The sequence below is a fragment of the Candidatus Binataceae bacterium genome (assembly GCA_036495685.1).
Lineage (GTDB): Bacteria > Desulfobacterota > Binatia > Binatales > Binataceae > JAFAHS01.
In genome coordinates this window covers 1-15,854 of the sequence record DASXMJ010000147.1, presented here as the reverse complement: position 1 = coordinate 15,854, position 15,854 = coordinate 1, and the positions used below count along the sequence as shown (strand labels likewise).

At 61.6% G+C, this 15,854-nt stretch carries 17 protein-coding genes; 6 read left to right on the top strand and 11 right to left on the bottom strand.

Going from position 1 to position 15,854, the window contains the following annotated elements; all coding sequences use genetic code 11:
* On the bottom strand, window positions 1-270 hold the full coding sequence (locus tag VGI36_13955; GenBank protein ID HEY2486251.1) for a hypothetical protein: 270 nt from the start codon (window positions 268-270) through the stop codon (window positions 1-3).
* Window positions 271-417: 147 nt separating this feature from the next.
* On the opposite strand from VGI36_13955, the gene VGI36_13950 reads away from it, so the two are divergent.
* From VGI36_13950 to VGI36_13930, 5 genes are all read left to right on the top strand, one after another.
* Window positions 418-1,200, top strand: coding sequence for an SDR family NAD(P)-dependent oxidoreductase (locus VGI36_13950; GenBank protein HEY2486250.1), 783 nt, complete (start codon window positions 418-420; stop codon window positions 1,198-1,200).
* Window positions 1,201-1,292: 92 nt separating this feature from the next.
* A complete protein-coding gene (locus tag VGI36_13945; GenBank protein HEY2486249.1) occupies window positions 1,293-2,645 on the top strand; it encodes a CCA tRNA nucleotidyltransferase in 1,353 nt (450 codons plus the stop codon).
* A gap of 18 nt (window positions 2,646-2,663) precedes the next feature.
* Complete coding sequence (locus VGI36_13940) at window positions 2,664-4,124, top strand: ATP-binding cassette domain-containing protein (GenBank protein HEY2486248.1); 1,461 nt, start codon at window positions 2,664-2,666, stop codon at window positions 4,122-4,124.
* Window positions 4,125-4,211: 87 nt separating this feature from the next.
* Window positions 4,212-5,285 carry an ABC transporter permease gene (locus tag VGI36_13935; GenBank protein ID HEY2486247.1) on the top strand — a complete coding sequence of 358 codons (1,074 nt, stop codon included), beginning with the start codon at window positions 4,212-4,214 and terminating at the stop codon, window positions 5,283-5,285.
* Window positions 5,278-6,189 (top strand): ABC transporter permease, encoded by a 912-nt coding sequence (locus tag VGI36_13930; protein HEY2486246.1) that lies wholly within the window; start codon window positions 5,278-5,280, stop codon window positions 6,187-6,189. Before VGI36_13935 ends, VGI36_13930 begins: the two co-directional genes overlap by 8 nt.
* Before the next feature lie 58 nt (window positions 6,190-6,247).
* Here the strand turns inward: VGI36_13930 and aroF are convergent, their stop codons facing one another.
* Entirely contained in the window at window positions 6,248-7,264 is a 1,017-nt protein-coding gene (gene aroF / locus VGI36_13925; protein HEY2486245.1) for a 3-deoxy-7-phosphoheptulonate synthase, read from the bottom strand.
* 100 nt (window positions 7,265-7,364) lie between these two features.
* Here aroF and VGI36_13920 point away from each other — a divergent pair, with 100 nt between their 5' ends.
* The gene (locus tag VGI36_13920) at window positions 7,365-8,117 is read left to right on the top strand and encodes a DNA repair exonuclease (GenBank protein HEY2486244.1); all 753 of its coding nucleotides are present in this window, start codon (window positions 7,365-7,367) and stop codon (window positions 8,115-8,117) included.
* A gap of 124 nt (window positions 8,118-8,241) precedes the next feature.
* On the opposite strand, the gene groL is transcribed toward VGI36_13920, so the two are convergent.
* The 9 genes from groL to VGI36_13875 form a co-directional block, all read right to left on the bottom strand.
* On the bottom strand, window positions 8,242-9,864 hold the full coding sequence (groL, locus tag VGI36_13915) for a chaperonin GroEL (protein HEY2486243.1): 1,623 nt from the start codon (window positions 9,862-9,864) through the stop codon (window positions 8,242-8,244).
* Window positions 9,865-9,927: 63 nt separating this feature from the next.
* Window positions 9,928-10,218, bottom strand: a complete 291-nt coding sequence (groES, locus tag VGI36_13910; GenBank protein ID HEY2486242.1) for a co-chaperone GroES — start codon at window positions 10,216-10,218, stop codon at window positions 9,928-9,930.
* Window positions 10,219-10,498: 280 nt separating this feature from the next.
* A complete protein-coding gene (gene cyaY / locus VGI36_13905; GenBank protein ID HEY2486241.1) occupies window positions 10,499-10,825 on the bottom strand; it encodes an iron donor protein CyaY in 327 nt (108 codons plus the stop codon).
* Window positions 10,826-10,966: 141 nt separating this feature from the next.
* Entirely contained in the window at window positions 10,967-11,767 is an 801-nt protein-coding gene (locus tag VGI36_13900; protein HEY2486240.1) for a class I SAM-dependent methyltransferase, read from the bottom strand.
* Entirely contained in the window at window positions 11,767-12,045 is a 279-nt protein-coding gene (locus tag VGI36_13895; GenBank protein HEY2486239.1) for a DUF507 family protein, read from the bottom strand. Before VGI36_13895 ends, VGI36_13900 begins: the two co-directional genes overlap by 1 nt.
* 147 nt (window positions 12,046-12,192) lie before the next feature.
* Window positions 12,193-12,465, bottom strand: a complete 273-nt coding sequence (locus tag VGI36_13890; protein HEY2486238.1) for a DUF507 family protein — start codon at window positions 12,463-12,465, stop codon at window positions 12,193-12,195.
* A 23-nt stretch (window positions 12,466-12,488) separates the two neighbouring features.
* Entirely contained in the window at window positions 12,489-13,256 is a 768-nt protein-coding gene (locus VGI36_13885; protein ID HEY2486237.1) for a DUF1499 domain-containing protein, read from the bottom strand.
* 172 nt (window positions 13,257-13,428) lie between these two features.
* A complete protein-coding gene (locus VGI36_13880; GenBank protein ID HEY2486236.1) occupies window positions 13,429-15,303 on the bottom strand; it encodes a radical SAM protein in 1,875 nt (624 codons plus the stop codon).
* 239 nt (window positions 15,304-15,542) lie between these two features.
* On the bottom strand, window positions 15,543-15,854 hold a 312-nt coding region (locus VGI36_13875; protein ID HEY2486235.1), incomplete at its 5' end, for a putative PEP-binding protein.

The following is a 15,854-nucleotide window of genomic DNA, read 5'->3' as shown; positions in this document are numbered from 1 at the left end:
TCACCTGTGCGGGCAATCGGCCAGCAGGTGCACGTCCGGCTTGTTTGCGAGCTCGGTCCGGGCGCGAGCCATGTTCCGGGTGAGCAGGTGGCCCGCTACCCAGGCTGCCAAGCCGTAGCTCGCGGCTACGATGATGATCCAGTCGAGCACCACCCCCCGACTGACGCCGAGACTACGCTCGAGCCACAGAGAAGCGACAATTGCGGCAACCGCCGTTAGATCGCCGAGAAACACGGCACCCGCGATCAGAGTCATTTGCAAGGTCGACATCTTCGATGGTCTCAACTATTTAGACGCTCTTGCCCGGTGGGTAATTCGCTTGTTGAGACAAGGCGGGTCTTGTAGCGTTTCCTCGATTGAAGAGACGGTTGCTGTGGGCCGTTTCTGTTGGCCGGCCCCCGGCACAAAAGGACTCCCATGAAATACGCTATCGTAACCGGAGGGGCACGCGGACTCGGACTGGGGATCGTAACCGCACTCCTCGATGAAAAGGTCGTCGATGAGGTTGCGGTCGTCGACCGCGAGCTGGCTCCCCCTCCTGCGGCCATCGCCGGACACGTCCATGGTTTCCAGGCCGACGTCACCGATGAGAGGTCGGTGCATGAGGCAGTCGAAGCGACCGCCAAACGCTTGGGTGCTCATCCCGACGTGCTGTGCAACAACGCCGGCGGCGGCGAACGCGCCTGGTTTGAGAGCGGGCGCCAAAACTCCTGGGATGCGGTCGAGACCTGGAGAAAGTACGTCGACCTCAATTTGAACTCGGTCTATATCGTATGCCGCGAGGTGGTGCCGCGGATGCGCGCGGGCGGCGCGATCTGCAATACCTCCTCGATTGCCGGCATTCTTCCAAGCCCCTTCCTTGCCGCATATGCCGCGGCGAAAGCCGGGGTGATCTCGTATACGAAGACACTGGCGCTGCAGCTCGGTCCGTCCGGCATTCGCGTAAATGCAGTGGCCCCGGGGCTCATATACACGCGCGTCTGGGAAAATCTGGGTGCCGCGATGGGCGGCGGCGATTCCAAGGCGCGCGTCACCTTCGATGCGGTAGTGCACCAGATGGTTCCGCTGCGGCGCGAGCAGACCACGGAAGACATCGGCAGGACCGCATCATGGTTGTGCTCCGAGCGCGCCAAGAACGTGACCGGGCAGATTGTCTCGGTCGACGGCGGTATCACGCTGGGCCGCCCCCCGAGCGAGTAAAGATCGCGCCAAGCTTTGGACGCCCTCTTGGTCAGCGGCGTCCATTCGCGACATATGGCGCGCCTGCTTCGCCCGGCTATAAAATTCGCGTCATGGATTCGAATCGGGCGGAAAAGGAGCGCAAGGCGCTCGCGATTGCTCGTCGCCTGCGCGAAAAAGGCTTCGCGGCTTTTTTTGCCGGTGGATGTGTGCGCGATCGAATCCTGGGCGTGCCCCCCAAGGATTACGATATCGCGACCGATGCTCGCCCCGAGGTAGTCCAGTCGCTGTTCGATAGTACCGTGGCGATTGGGGCGGCATTCGGGGTCATCATGGTGGTTGTCGATGGTGACCCCTTCGAGGTAACGACGTTTCGCGCCGATGCCCCTTATATCGACGGGCGGCGGCCCTCCGCGATCCGCTTTGGCAGCCTGGAAGAGGATGCTCTTCGCCGCGACTTCACGATCGGCGGAATGTACTACGAGCCGAGCGAAGACCGATTCATCGATCTCGTCGGAGGCATGCGCGATCTGCGCGCCGGAATCGTCCGCGCGATTGGAAATCCTTACGACCGCTTCGCGGAGGATCACCTGCGGATTCTTCGTGCCGCGCGCTTTGCGGCGCGCTTGGACTTTGCGATCGATCCCGCGACCTGGGCGGCGATGAAGCGCGCGGCTCCGATGATCAAAATGATCGCCGCCGAACGAGTGGGAGAGGAAATGGTCATGCTGATGACCGAGGGCGGAGCCGCGCGCGGAATCGACATCATGCGCGAGTGCGGGTTGCTCGGGGCGCTGGTTCCGGAGGTGCTTGAGATGGTGGGATGCACCCAGCCGGAGAACTTTCATCCCGAGGGCGATGTCTACCGCCATACGCGGCTTGCCCTCTCGATGCTGCCGCCCGGGTGCGCCGAAACGGTCGCGTTCGGAATTCTGCTGCATGATATCGCCAAGCCTCAGTGTCGCGCGGTCGCGCCAGATGGCAAGGTCACCTTCTACGGACACACCGACCGGGGTGCTGAAGTCGCGGTCGCGATCATGGCGCGGCTCAGGCGCTCGCGCTTCGTTCAGGAGCGGGTCGCCTATCTGGTGCGCAACCATCTGCGCCTCTGCATGGCGCCGCGAATGCGTCCCTCTACGCTCAAGCGCATGCTGGCAGAAGATGGTTTCGCGGAACTGATGCAGGTGGCTTTTCTCGATGCCTTCGCATCCTCGTCGTACCTGGGCTTCTGGCATTTCTGCCGACGGGCAATGAACAGCATGACGCCCGCGGAGATTCGACCGGCACGGCTCATGGGCGGCAATGACCTCATAGGACTCGGCTTCGAGCCCGGCCCGCGCTTCAAAGCGATCCTGAAAGAAGTCGAGGATCTGCAGCTCGATGGCACGCTTGTGAACCGCGAGCAGGCGGTGGAGTACGTGTTGAACCACTACGCTCCTTCGGGCAACTCTCCTCACGCCGCCTGATATAACCTCGCTCACACGGTGCTTGCCGCCAGGAACATCACCAAACGGTTTGGGGCGACCCTTGCGCTCGATCGGGTCGACTTCGAGGGGCATCCCGGCGAGATTCACGCTCTGATCGGCGAGAACGGAGCTGGCAAGACGACCCTGATGAACATCATCGCGGGACGACTGCGGCCGGACGGCGGAGACGCGTTGCTCGATGGGGTCGCGCTCCAAGCGGGTTCTGCGCGGGCAGCCTTGAGCTCCGGGATCGCGGCGGTAAATCAAAGCCCGATGCTTTTTGAGCGGATGACGTGGGAGGAGAACCTGGCCTTTGGCGGCTTCGCCAGCGACCGTTTTGAGCTGGCTGCGATCGCATCGGAGGCCCGAATGCTTGCGCAGGGCCTTGGCTTCGCTGTGCCGCCAGCGCGCACCACGATCGAAGAGCGCTCGATGGCGGAGCGGGTGCGACTGGAGGTTCTGCGGGCACTCAGCTTCAAGCCGCGGGTCTTGATGCTCGACGAGCCTACCGGCGTCTTAGGCCCAAGCGAGCTGACTGCCTTTCTCGATCTGCTGCGACGCCTGCGGGCCGAGGGCAGAATCATCGTGCTGATAACGCATAAGCTCGCCGAAGCGTTGGCGGTTGCCGATCGAATTACCGTTCTGCGCGGGGGCCGCGTCGTCGCCCGCACCAGCGCGACCCAGACCAACGCGAGCGAGTTGGCACGCGCGATGATCGGCGACCTTCCACCCAAGCTCGCGGTCGCGCCCATGTCGGTCGGAAATACCATCGCGCTCGCCATCCGTAATGTCACCCTGCACCGCGACGGACATCGAGTTCTCGATCAGGTCTCACTGGCGTTGCGGGCAGGCGAGATCGCGGGGCTGGCGGGAGTGGACGGCAACGGGCAATCCGAACTGGTCGAGGTGTTGGCGGGTGTGCTCCGTCCCGACTCGGGCGAGGTTCGCGGGACCGACTTGGACCGCGCCGTGCTCACCGTCATTCCCGAAAATCGCGACTTGGTCGGCCTGATTCTCGACATGACCCTGTGGGAGAATCTGGTCCTCTCACAGCCGCTGCGCGACCAGGCTACCCATCGCGGATGGCTCGATCGAGCCCGCGCCAGAGACCTGTGCGCCGAACTTCTGCGTCGTTTTCAGATCCGGGCGCCCGGACCCGAGACCCTTGCAGCCGCCCTCTCGGGAGGAAACCGCCAGCGCCTTGCGGTCGCGCGTGCACTCGCGTCCGGTCCCAAGGTCATCGTGGCGCACAACATCTGTCGGGGCCTCGACTTGGCGGGTGCCGCGGAAGTCCACCAGACTCTGGCCAATTTCGCCGCCGCCGGCGGTGCGGTGCTGCTGATCTCGAGCGATTTGGATGAACTCCTTGAAACTTGCGGGCGCCTGCTGGTGATCAGCGCCGGGCGGGTGCGCGAAACCGATCTAAGCGAGCGCAGCGCGGAAAAGCTCGGCATGCTCATCGCGGGAAACTGGACCTGATTCCATGTTCGGTCGCCGGCTTAAAACCTCGTCCGTCTCTATGGTTCCGAGCGCAACCAGGAATCGCGGACGACCTTCGAGGGTGGCGTGATTCTGTCCTCGCTCGCCCGTGCCGTGGCCGCGATTCTGCTCGCCGGCGTGATTCTCGCCGGGGTGCTGCTGGCGCTGGGAGCGTCGCCGGCAGGGGTCTTCATGGCGCTGGCACAGGGCGCTTTCGGCAACTGGTATGCGCTGACCGACACTGTGGTCAAATCCACGCCGTTGATTTTCACCGGGCTTGCTATCTCGGTCTCCTTCTCGGGCGCATTGTGGAACATCGGAGCGGATGGACAACTCGTCGTGGGCGCACTGGCAGCCGGCGCGATCGGGCCCCATCTCGAAGGATGTCCGAGGCCTCTCGCGATCGCGATCATCTTGATCGCGGGGGCCTTGGGTGGGGCCGCGTGGGGCGGAATCTGCGGCTGGCTTCGCGCGCATCGCGATACCAACGAAGTCATCAGCACCATCATGATGAATTTCGTCGCAGCGCAACTGCTGAGTTGGTCGGTGCATGGTCCGCTGATCGAAGCCTCGGGCGCCTATCCCGCCAGCACCCCAATCGCCGAAAGCGCGCACATGTACATGTTCTTTCCTCCCAGCCGCGTGAACCTGGGAATCGTGATCGCGATCGTGCTCGCAATTGCGTGTTCGCTGCTGCTGTTCAAAACCGCCGTGGGCTTCCAGTTGCGAGCCATGGGACGTAATCGGCGTGCTGCCACATTCTTTGGCATTCCCATCGCCCGGCTGACGGTCACAATTCTGGCGCTGTCGGGCGCACTTGCCGGAATCGGTGGGGCAGTGCAGGTGTCGGCGATCACTCATCGTCTCTACGAGAAGATGTCACCGGGGTGGGGCTTCGAGGCGATCGCGGTGGCGCTGATCGCGCGGCTCAATCCGATAGGGATCGTCGCTTCCGCGCTTCTGTTCGGTGCGCTCGACAATGGATCGCAAGCGATGCAGCGGGCGCAGGGGGTTTCTGCGGAACTGGTGCAAGTCATCCAGGCGCTGGTCATCATGATCCTCCTGGCATTCGACACCCCCGTGCTTGCCCAGTTGTGGAGCGCGCTGGGTCGAAGCAAGGTCGCGGCGGCGGGCGCAGTCTCTGAGGTACCGAATGCTTGAGGCGTTCCTCAGCTCGAGCATCGGGATGGCCACGCCGATTTTGCTGGCGGCGTTGGGCGAGCTGCTGGTCGAGGAATCGGGGATCATCAATGTCGGCATCGAGGGCGCGATGCTGTGTGGCGCGTTCTTCGCGCTCGCGGTCGCGTATTTCTCCGGCTCGACCATCCTCGGGCTGGGGGCCGGAATGGCCGCAGGTCTGGCGATTAATGCGATTCTCGCAGTGCTGGTGGTCAACCTGACGGTGAATCAGGTCGTCGCCGGAACCGCGCTCGATATCTTCGCACTGGGTGTCACCGGGGTTTTCTATCGCAAACTCTTCGGGATTACCGGCAAGGCCTTTATCGTGACGCTGATTCCCAAGCTGCGGTTTGGGAGGCTAACCGATATTCCGATACTGGGTGGGGCTCTGTTCAACCACAATATGCTGGTTTACCTGGCCTTCGCATTAGTACCAATCACCGGCTACCTGCTGTGGCGGACGCGCTACGGACTTTCGCTGCGCGCAGCCGGTGAGCGCCCGGAAGCTGCGGATTCGTTGGGGCTCGATGTATATCGACTGCGATGGCAAGCGCTGCTGGTGGCGGGACTTCTGACCGGACTGGGGGGCGCGTATCTCACCCTCGCATATGCGGGTACCTTCGTTGAGAATATCTCGGCGGGCCGCGGCTACGTCGCTCTGGCGGTTGTCATCCTCGGGAGATGGAAACCGTGGGGGCTGGCCGCCGCATCAATCCTCTTTGGTGCCGCGATGGCATTGCAGTTCGGCCTGCAAGCTTTCGGGACGAGCATTCCATATCAGATCTTCTTGGCGCTGCCGTATGCGCTCACCCTGGCCGTGCTCGCCGCGGTGGGCGGCCAGGCCGCGTCGCCTTCGGCGTTGGGCGAACCCTATCGGCGTTTGTGACTGGCCCCCGCCGGTGAAGGAGGGTGGCGGCGCGCGACGAGTCGAGCGATTTCTTCGTTCACAATGATCGGCCAAGCGCTTGGGCGACCGGGGCAAGCGACTTCATCAAGTCCGCAAAGCGCTCGGGTTTCAGCTGCTGCGGCCCGTCGGAGCGGGCTGCCGAGGGATTGGGATGAACCTCGATAAGCAATCCGTCAGCGCCGGCCGCTACCGAAGCCAGCGCCATCGGGGTGACTAGCGACCATATGCCGGTGCCGTGGCTCGGATCGACCAGCACCGGAAGATGGGTCCATTCCTTGAGCAGCGGCACCGCATTTAAATCGAGCGTGTTACGCGTCGCGGTCTCAAAGGTGCGAATTCCGCGCTCGCACAACACGACGTTGGGGTTACCCTCGCTCAGGATATACTCGGCGGCCATCAGAAATTCCTCGAGCTTGGTGGACATCCCGCGTTTCAGCAGGACCGGTTTCTTGATTCTGCCGAGTCTCCGCAGGAGCGAAAAATTCTGCGCATTGCGCGCACCGACCTGGAGCATATCCGCATGTTCGACGACCAGATCGATGTCGTGCGGATCCATGATTTCGGTAACCACCGGAAGCCCGACCTTACGGCCCGCCGCCTCCAGCAACCGGAGCCCCTCGTCCTCCATCCCCTGGAACGCATAGGGAGAAGTGCGAGGCTTGAACGCGCCCCCGCGCAACAGATGTGCTCCACCCTGCTTGACGCCCGCGGCCGCCGCCTCCACCTGCTCCCTGCTCTCCACCGCGCAGGGGCCGGCGATCACGGCTAGACGGTTGCCGCCGATTTCCACCCCGTCGACCTTGATCCGCGACCCTTCGGGGCGAACCTCGCGCGCCGCGAGCTTGAACGACCGCAGCACCGGCATAACGCGATCCACAAAGGCCAGCGATTCCAGGTGCCCGAGCTGATGCTCCCCGCGTTCTTCGCCGACGCACGCGACGACGGTTCGCTCCACCCCATGAATGACGTGCGCACGATAGTCGAGCTCCTCGACCATCTTGACTATGGTCGCGATCTGCTCTTCGGTAACGTGCGGTTTGAGTACGACTATCAAAGCTTCACCCCTCGGATGGAATGCGTCAGAAAAGTTTAGTATTTACGAGTGTACAGTACGTCCCGCGTATCGAGAAATCTAATTCGGACAGCAGCTAACTGTGCCTGATTTGCCCAATCGTCCTCTGCGTTTCCTGCATACTTCCGACGTTCATCTGGAGACCGATACGTTCGGCGCCGGACCCCGGGGCGAGGAACTTCGCCAGCGGGTACGCGCGGCGTTCGCGAGCGTGATCGAGCTGGCGAACGCCCGGGCCGCAGACCTGCTGTTGATCGTGGGAGATCTCTTTGATTCGAGCCGCGTCACCGAGGAAGGCCTCGCGTTTGCGCTGGGAACCATCGCCAAGGCGCGCATGCCGGTGGTCATGATCCCGGGAAATCACGATGCGCACGACGAGCGATCGATTTATGCCCCGCTCGCGCCATCCGCGCTACCCGAAAATCTGCATCTGATTCTCGAGCCGGCGGGGCGCCTGATTGAGTTGCCCCAGCTCGCGACTCGGGTCTGGGGCCGCGCGATGGTGGAGCATTCGCCCGACTACCGTCCGCTGTCCGGAATCCCTGCGCCGCAGCCGGACCGGTGGAATATCGCGCTGGCGCATGGATTCTTCATGGAAGATGGCGACATGCAGCGGTCTTCGCCGATTACCGCCGAAGAGATCGCGGCCTCGCGCCACCACTACATCGCGCTCGGTCACGTGCACGTATGGAACGACGTATCGCAGGGCGCGACGCGCGCGTTCTACTGCGGAACCCCGGCGCCCCTGTACTCCGGCGACCATTCGGGATGGGTCGCCTGGGTCGAGTGTATCCCCGGCGAGCCGCTGCGGGTCGAGCAAGTGATCGTAAAATAGCCCGCGCGCTCAAACCCTTCCAAGCGATTTCCGCGGCGGTCCCGGAGTGACTGATGCAGCTAAACAAAAGCGGCGGAGCCCAGTTAAGGCCCCGCCGCTTTGCTACGTGCCTGGATTGTCCCGGTTACATCATGCCACCCGGAGGCATCGCCGGCCCAGCCGGCTTGTTCTCCTCGGGCTTCTCCGCAACCATGCATTCGGTCGTAAGCAACAAGCTTGCGACTGACGCTGCATTCTGGAGCGCGCTTCGCACCACCTTGGTCGGATCCATGATGCCGGCCTTGGTGAGATCTTCGAACTCCTCGCTGGCCGCGTTGAATCCGAACGACCCCTTGTTGTTCTTGATCTTGTCGACCACCACTGAGCCTTCCCAGCCGGAGTTGGTCGCGATCCACCACGCGGGCCCATCCACCGCGCGCTTCACGATCCCGATGCCGACCTTTTCGCCCTCGTTCGCGCGCAGCCCGTCCAAGGCGCTCGCCGCGCGAACCAGAGCGACGCCGCCGCCAGGGACCATCCCCTCTTCGACAGCGGCGCGGCCCGCGTGCAGCGCGTCTTCGACGCGCGCCTTCTTTTCCTTCATTTCCACTTCCGTCGCCGCGCCCACGCGGATGACCGCGACCCCGCCGACCAGCTTCGCCAGCCGCTCCTGCAGCTTCTCGCGATCGTAGTCAGAGGTGGTCTCCTCGATCTGCGCGCGAATCTGCTTGATGCGCGCTTCGATGTCAGCCTTCTTGCCCGCGCCGTCGATGATGGTCGAGTTGTCCTTGTCCACGACCAGTCGCTTGGCTCGGCCGAGGTCCTGAAGGGTGACGTTCTCGAGCTTGATGCCGAGCTCTTCCGCGATCGGCTTGCCGCCGGTGAGGATCGCGATGTCTTCGAGCATCGCCTTGCGGCGGTCGCCGAAGCCCGGCGCTTTGACCGCGACGCACGCCAGCGTGCCGCGAATCTTGTTCACGACCAGCGTCGCGAGGGCCTCGCCTTCGATATCTTCGGCGATGAGGATGAAGGGTTTGCCGGTCTTCGCAATGGTCTCGAGGATTGGCAGCAGATCCTTCATCGAGGAGATCTTCTTCTCGTGGATCAGAATGTAAGCGTCCTCGAGCTTCGCCTCCATCCGCTCCGGATCGGTCACGAAGTACGGCGACAGATAGCCGCGGTCGAACTGCATCCCCTCGACCACTTCGAGCTGGGTCTCGAGCGACCGCGCCTCCTCGACCGTGATGACGCCTTCCTTGCCCACTTTCTCCATCGCCTCGGCGATGATCTCGCCGATGGTCGAATCGTTGTTGGCGGAAATGGTGCAGACCTGCGCAATTTCCTTGCGATCCTTGGTCGGCTTCGAGAGCCCCTTGAGCTCGCCGGTAATCGCTTCGACCGCGCGATCGATTCCCCGCTTGAGCGACATCGGGTCGTGTCCGGCCGCGACCATCTTAATTCCTTCGCTATAGATGGAGCGCGCGAGCACGGTGGCGGTGGTGGTGCCGTCGCCGGCGACGTCGGAGGTCTTCGAGGCGACCTCTTTGACCATCTGCGCGCCCATGTTCTCGAACCTGTCTTCAAGCTCGATTTCCTTCGCCACGGTCACGCCGTCCTTGGTCACGGTCGGCGCGCCGAAGCTCTTCTCGAGCACGACGTTGCGGCCCTTGGGTCCGAGCGTGACGGTCACTGCATCGGCGAGCACGTTGACCCCTTTTTGGATCTTTTCTCGCGCCTCCTGGGAAAAACGGACTATTTTCGCGGGCATGATTGGTTTGCTTCTCCTGGGTTCAGATTTTGTTTTTGCCGATTGATTGGGTGAGCTGAGCAGCTACTCGAGAATCCCGAGAATGTCGTCCTCGCGCAGGATGAGATGCTCTTCACCCTCGAGCTTGATCTCGCTGCCGGAATATTTTCCGAACAGGATCTTGTCGCCCGCTTTCACCTCGAGCGGGATGAGCTTGCCGTCTTTCTCGTTGGTCTTACCCTTCCCAACCGCGACGACCTTCCCTTCCTGCGGCTTCTCTTTCGCCGTGTCGGGGATGATGATGCCGCCCTTGGTCTTTTCCTCTTCCTTGATTCGCCTGACCAGTATGCGATCGCCCAGTGGTCTAATCTTCATTGGGGACTCGCAGCCTCCTTGCTGTGTTTCGATGCGTTATTTGGCCTCTTTTGGGAACACCCGGCCGCGGGCAGTTTAACCACGTCCGAATATCAATTGGCACTCGCGAAAGGCGAGTGCCAATCCGCAATCCTACCGCGATGCTTTTTTAACGCAAGGGCGAGTCAGGGTGATTTTCAGTTGAAAGATTTAATGAAGACTCAGATGACAGTTTTAGCTCTAAAAAGTCGTGGTAGAGTAATAATAGCAGGAGCGCCCGCTCGATTCATTTCGGCGCGGCTCACACTGCGAATTCCACCGAACGACCAATTTTTTCACCGACGACTTCAGCAAGGCGTTCATAAAGGTCGTGTCCGTCCCGGTCGTTCTTCCAACGTTCCGCCGGAGGATCGAAATTGTAGTGCCACCCGTGTGCTTCGGCGGCCAACCATACCTGACGAGTGGCCGATTGGCGGCTTAAGATGAATTTGCCACCGTCGGGAAATTCGATGCTCACGGAGCCGTCCGCGGCCGAGTAGTCCGCCTCATCGGGATCGAAACCTTCCAGCCACTTCGCGACCTTGCCGAGGCATTCATCGGCGGCCTTTAGAAATTCGCTGTCGTCCATGGGTGGGATTGTAACCGGCGCCAGACCGTAAGTCCCCACCAGGGCTGCCACGACAATGGGTTGGCGGGATGCGGGCCTGCTCGGCAGTAAGTCAATCCTTCCTGGAGTGGCACGCCGCTCTTAAGCGCGGCCGTTTGGACTTCAAACCCGCTCCGCCACAATGATCATGCGCTTGCCGAACAGCAGCGCCGGCGACAGTACGTGACCGATGATCTCATCCAGGACGGGTCGCGATGGCTGCTTGCGCCCTGGCTTGCGCGCGGTGCGCGCGGATACCGCGACCGAAAATTTCATCGCCATCCATAACAACGGCACCAGCGGTGCCGCGGCGATCGCAGTGGGGCTCAGATGGTCCGTATAGACTTGGAGCTTGTCGAATCCCGCCAATCGAATCATGTAACGTGCGCGAAAGTAGTCGAGCAGGAAGGCATGACCATGGTAGATGCGCGCGCCGTTTTTGCCGCGCAGCGTCTGAACTTCGTTAACCAGGCCACGGCGTAGATTGCGTTGGCCGGTCAGAAAAGCGCTCATCCGAGCCGCCAAATGCATCAGGTTGGGCGTGGTCAGAATCAACCGTCCTCCTGGTTTGACCACCCGCGCACACTCGCGCAGGAACCCCATCTGATCTTCCAGATGTTCTATGCCTTCGCGGCACAGCAGGTAATCGAAGCCGCCGGAGCGAAAGGGAAGCGGATCGTTGGCATCCGCGCAAACCCAGAATTGGCCGGGGTGCGGAAGCCCAGGCGGGAACAGATCAACCGAGCACACATGGAACCCGAGCGCCGCTAGTGTCGCGGTCTGCAGTCCGCCGCCCGCCGGCACGTCGAGCACGCGCCCAGGAGTGAGGTCTGCAAACAGGCTTCGCGCGCCCCGGCGAGCGCGCACCAGCAGTTCAGCTTCGCCGGGTTTGCCAGCCGGAATACTCGCACCACCCGCCGCCATCAGTGCAAGATACCGCGCTTGCGCAATTCCTCATCGCGGTAGCGCCGGTAGAGCAGCGTCCATTCGTTGCTGCCCTCGACAATGCCTCTCTTGATGGAGGTGATTTTACGGCGCACCAGCGCGTCGATCTCATCGCCCTGATGGTTCCATTCGGCGATAAGCTCGCGCGCCTGCCGGAGCGCCAGCGCAAAGTTGGGTATCTCGGCCAAACCCTCGTCGCGCAGACGAGCGAGTGATTCGCGCGCCAGGTAGAGAATCCTAGCTTCGCTGAGTTTCATTTCAGCTGTTCCCGTCAACCACCGGCCCATCGGGCGCCGGGATGGGTTTGCGGTGCGTCTATCGCAACCATTCCCAATCTAAGTCTTGGGCGAAGAAAGCGCTGCTCGGCGGCTGCTGCAAGTGACAACCCACACCACCCCGTTTTGCTAGAGGGTAAAGCCCTTCTTCTCCGCCAGGCGCTGGCGAATCATGGAACGCAGGCGTGCCGGGTCTGCGCGCGAATCTTGGCGCGCCAACTGCTCGGTCATCCGCTCGGCCTCCGCGTCGATCTCGGCTTCGGTCTCGAAATTGGCGGACATGAGCTCAACCACGCACGCGATCAGGTCCTTTTCCTCAGCTTTGGGCTTGATGATCTGGCGCGCCGCGAGGCTGTGCACCAGGAAACTTGCGAGTGAGTCAATTTGCGATTCCCGAATCATCGCGGGAAACCTTTCTGCGCCGGTCAGGGACCGCCGTGCGGCTTCTTGGCATTTTCCTTCTCCTGCTCTTCCTTATAGACCTCGTCCATCTTTGGTTCGAGAGTTTCGTAAAATTGTTTGATGTGTCCGGTGTTCGCACCGAAGTCGCCTGGAAAGACGCCCAGCAACGAAGTCGAGCCCTTACGCTCCGTGCCGGAGCGCGAGCAGAGCTCGATATCGCCTTTCGGAGTAACCGCAATCCGCACGTCATCTTCCGCCCCCAGAATCCGGCTCGTGTAGACGCAGTCGAGTGTGCCCGCGTGCGGGTCGGACTTGACGATTTTCCATCCACCCAGCGAGTTTACGACCTGCTGCGACAGGTCGAACAGCTTCTGCCGTGAAATGCCGGGGAAGCTGCGCGTCATCAGCTCGGGATAAACGTCCTCCGGTTCCCCGGAATCGGGTTGGGCGGCGGCCGCGCCGGGAACGGAAGTGGATCTGGCGGGTCCGATGGTGGCCGGGGCGGGAGGTTCGTCAGCCCATTTGCAAGTGGCCGTACCCAGTCCTTTCTCGCTGGTCGCGGCGTGATCCACCGTCATGAACCTGATGATGCGGGCTTTCGCGCCGGGCTTCTCATAGATTGTCTCGTTGTTCATGAGCATCGAGATACCCGCCACCGCAACGAACGCTGCAACCACCGCGATCGCGATGCGCAGCAACGCGAATACCAGCCGGCGGAGAAACGGCACGAAGATGAGTAGCAGGATGACGGCGGCGGCGACGATCAGGTTTAGGTGGGGGATGCTGCTCATGGCCGTGGCGGCACTGAATGCCTAGCTCCTTTCGCGCGCGAGGCGCAAGGTCGGGCAGGTTGCCGACCGAGCTTCCCGATTGTATGTCATGAGCAGACACTAAGCTCAATCGTGCACGCCCGCCTCCAACGACCACGGCAGTATCAGCTATTTCGGCTGCCGGAATTTGCGATCACGCGGTGGCGGTCGCAAAGCCGCCGCTCGCCTCACCGCGCAGGATCGCGTCGAAGCGCATCCCGCCCAGATAATGGCGGCGCGCTTCTTCGTCGCCTATGGCGATGCGACGAATGTCGCGACGCAGAATCGGCCAGATGCCGCCGACCATGGGATGGCGTCCCTGCCGATAAGAAAAGAAATAGTACAGAAACTGACGCATTACTGAGCGTCGCCCCTCCGCGCTCATGCCGCGGCCCCCGGCTACGGTGGCGACCGTGTGCAGAAGCCGCGGAATCGAATAAAAGCCGATGAACGCATCACGGTACGCCTGCAACCAGCTCGACCGATCGAGCTTCTCATGCTTGAGCGTCACGTGCTGTGAATCGAGGTTGTTGAAGTCCCAATCGATGATTGCGCCTTCCTGGGCGTAGCGCACCTGGTCCTCGGTCCCGGGCAGCGGAGTCATGATGAAGAACGACACTATATCGAATCCGATCTTTCTCAGGGTCTGGGCGGCTACCCGGCCGCAATCTACCCCATCGAATGGGAAGCCGAGCATGTATCCGGCGTGCGCTGCCACGCCCACCTTGTGCCAGTTGTGGACCACGCGCCGGTACTTGTTGATGACTCGCGCGCGCGCGTCCTCGAGCTTGAGCTTGTGGTGGCGGTCATCAGTGTTTTGATACTTGGTCGCAAAATTCAGGTTGTCCGGATTGAGCGATTCAATTCCGATGAAAGCCATATAGCAGCCCGCCGCGGCGGCCAGCTCCGTGAAACGCTGACTGCGGCGATGCTTGGCGGTTTCAGTTTCGCCCTCCGCGACATTGGCGTAACAGGAGGCGTCGACGTCAACCTGCATCATGAAGGAGAATTTGGGAAACTCCTTCTTGACCTCAATGAAACCGGTCAGAATTTCCTCCCAGCGGGGCGACCTGAAGAAGTCGTCATCAACCAGAAACAGAGATTCAATCCCGTGATTGCGGCATGCATCGCGCACCCAGGTCACCACCGCGTTGGGTTCGCGCGAGCGCATGGTCCGACCCATGACGTTCTTGACGCTGCAGTACGAGCACGTGAACGGGCATCCCCGCGACGTGTCGATGGTGGTCATGGTTTCGTTGAAGAAGCGGGTCAGGTAGCGGTCATCAAGTACCGGCAGCAGCGCCTCGGTGATGAGCGGAACGATGATGTCATCGCGTCCAGTCTTGGCGCGAATTCCGTCCGTGACCGAATAGCGGAGCTGAAGCTCCCCGCGCAGGAAGTCCTCTACGATCGGACCCCACAGATTTTCCGCTTCGCCGACCACCGCCGAGATACCGCATTCGTTGAGAAACTTGACCGAGTCCGGATAGCCGCTGACATGGAAGCCGCCCATCATCACCGGCACGCCCAGGGCCTTGAACTGCAGGGCGATATCGCGACCGCGCGGGTACTGGTTGGACTGCACGCCGGACAGACCGATCAGAAGTTCCACGCCATCTTCGTGGGCTTTTTCCTTGATCGCCCTGATGGTTTCGGGGCTGATTACTCCGTCGCAGATCTCGTCCCAGATGACCGTCTCAAGATGAACGTTGCGCTCGGCCGAGTACTTGCGGTTAAAGGCCTCGTTGAGTGCGGCTAGCGCGGTCAACGTGTTATTCGGCTGGACCCCGAAGCGGTAGAACTGTACATAACCCTCCTCATCGTAGCGGGAGGGTTTGATGAAATAGACGCGTACCGTGCGGCACGGTTCCGGCTTGAGCGTTCCGTTGCTGAGAGCGCTCTGAGAAGCGGTAAGTTGAAGCGCCTGCGCTGGGCGGTCCCCGCCATAGCGATTGGTCCCCAAAAGCAGGTAGAGGATCACTGCCGCGATACCAAATACCGCGACCAGTGCAACCAGGAAAAGTACCATTACAACTCCTCTGTGGTTCTCAAGGCTAACCGACCGCGCTCAGTTAGAGGCGGTCTAACCGACCGGTCAGAGTAAACCCTGCCAAAGGGGAAAAGTCAATCTTTCTCGCAGAAAATCTACCGTTGACAGGAATTCTACTGGCTTTAACAAGCGGACCGATACCCAGAAAACCTACCCCAGGGGCTTAACGCTCGGCCGCGGCATCCCTAACACATACTAGACGGCGGCAATCGGCAGGTCTAGCGATACATCTCAACCAGATTCATCAAGCCCAGATCGCGGTAGCGTTCGATTAGGTATCCTTTGACCTCTTGAACACTGGCCATCTGAAGGGTCTCTCGAGCAATCGAGCGGGCGGTCGGGTAGTCCACTTCGCGCACCAGTTTGCGCACCACCGGGATGAAGAGCGGGCTTAGACTGAGCTCATCGAGACCCATCCCGACCAACAGCAGCGTTGCCAGGGGGTCGCTAGCCATCTCGCCGCAGATGTCCACTTCCTTGTCGGCGGCGCGCGCCACGTTGACGATTTCGCTGATCGCGGAGATCACGGC

What these genes read in the sequence shown, in the direction of transcription:
- VGI36_13890 (HEY2486238.1), bottom strand. Translation starts at nt 12,465, where the DNA reads ATGATTCGGGAATCGCAAATTGACTCACTCGCAAGTTTCCTGGTGCAC.
- VGI36_13895 (HEY2486239.1), bottom strand. Translation starts at nt 12,045, where the DNA reads ATGAAACTCAGCGAAGCTAGGATTCTCTACCTGGCGCGCGAATCACTC.
- groL (HEY2486243.1), bottom strand. Translation starts at nt 9,864, where the DNA reads ATGCCCGCGAAAATAGTCCGTTTTTCCCAGGAGGCGCGAGAAAAGATC.
- cyaY (HEY2486241.1), bottom strand. Translation starts at nt 10,825, where the DNA reads ATGGACGACAGCGAATTTCTAAAGGCCGCCGATGAATGCCTCGGCAAG.
- VGI36_13955 (HEY2486251.1), bottom strand. Translation starts at nt 270, where the DNA reads ATGTCGACCTTGCAAATGACTCTGATCGCGGGTGCCGTGTTTCTCGGC.
- VGI36_13930 (HEY2486246.1), top strand. Translation starts at nt 5,278, where the DNA reads ATGCTTGAGGCGTTCCTCAGCTCGAGCATCGGGATGGCCACGCCGATT.
- groES (HEY2486242.1), bottom strand. Translation starts at nt 10,218, where the DNA reads ATGAAGATTAGACCACTGGGCGATCGCATACTGGTCAGGCGAATCAAG.
- VGI36_13945 (HEY2486249.1), top strand. Translation starts at nt 1,293, where the DNA reads ATGGATTCGAATCGGGCGGAAAAGGAGCGCAAGGCGCTCGCGATTGCT.
- VGI36_13900 (HEY2486240.1), bottom strand. Translation starts at nt 11,767, where the DNA reads ATGGCGGCGGGTGGTGCGAGTATTCCGGCTGGCAAACCCGGCGAAGCT.
- VGI36_13880 (HEY2486236.1), bottom strand. Translation starts at nt 15,303, where the DNA reads ATGGTACTTTTCCTGGTTGCACTGGTCGCGGTATTTGGTATCGCGGCA.
- VGI36_13950 (HEY2486250.1), top strand. Translation starts at nt 418, where the DNA reads ATGAAATACGCTATCGTAACCGGAGGGGCACGCGGACTCGGACTGGGG.
- VGI36_13885 (HEY2486237.1), bottom strand. Translation starts at nt 13,256, where the DNA reads ATGAGCAGCATCCCCCACCTAAACCTGATCGTCGCCGCCGCCGTCATC.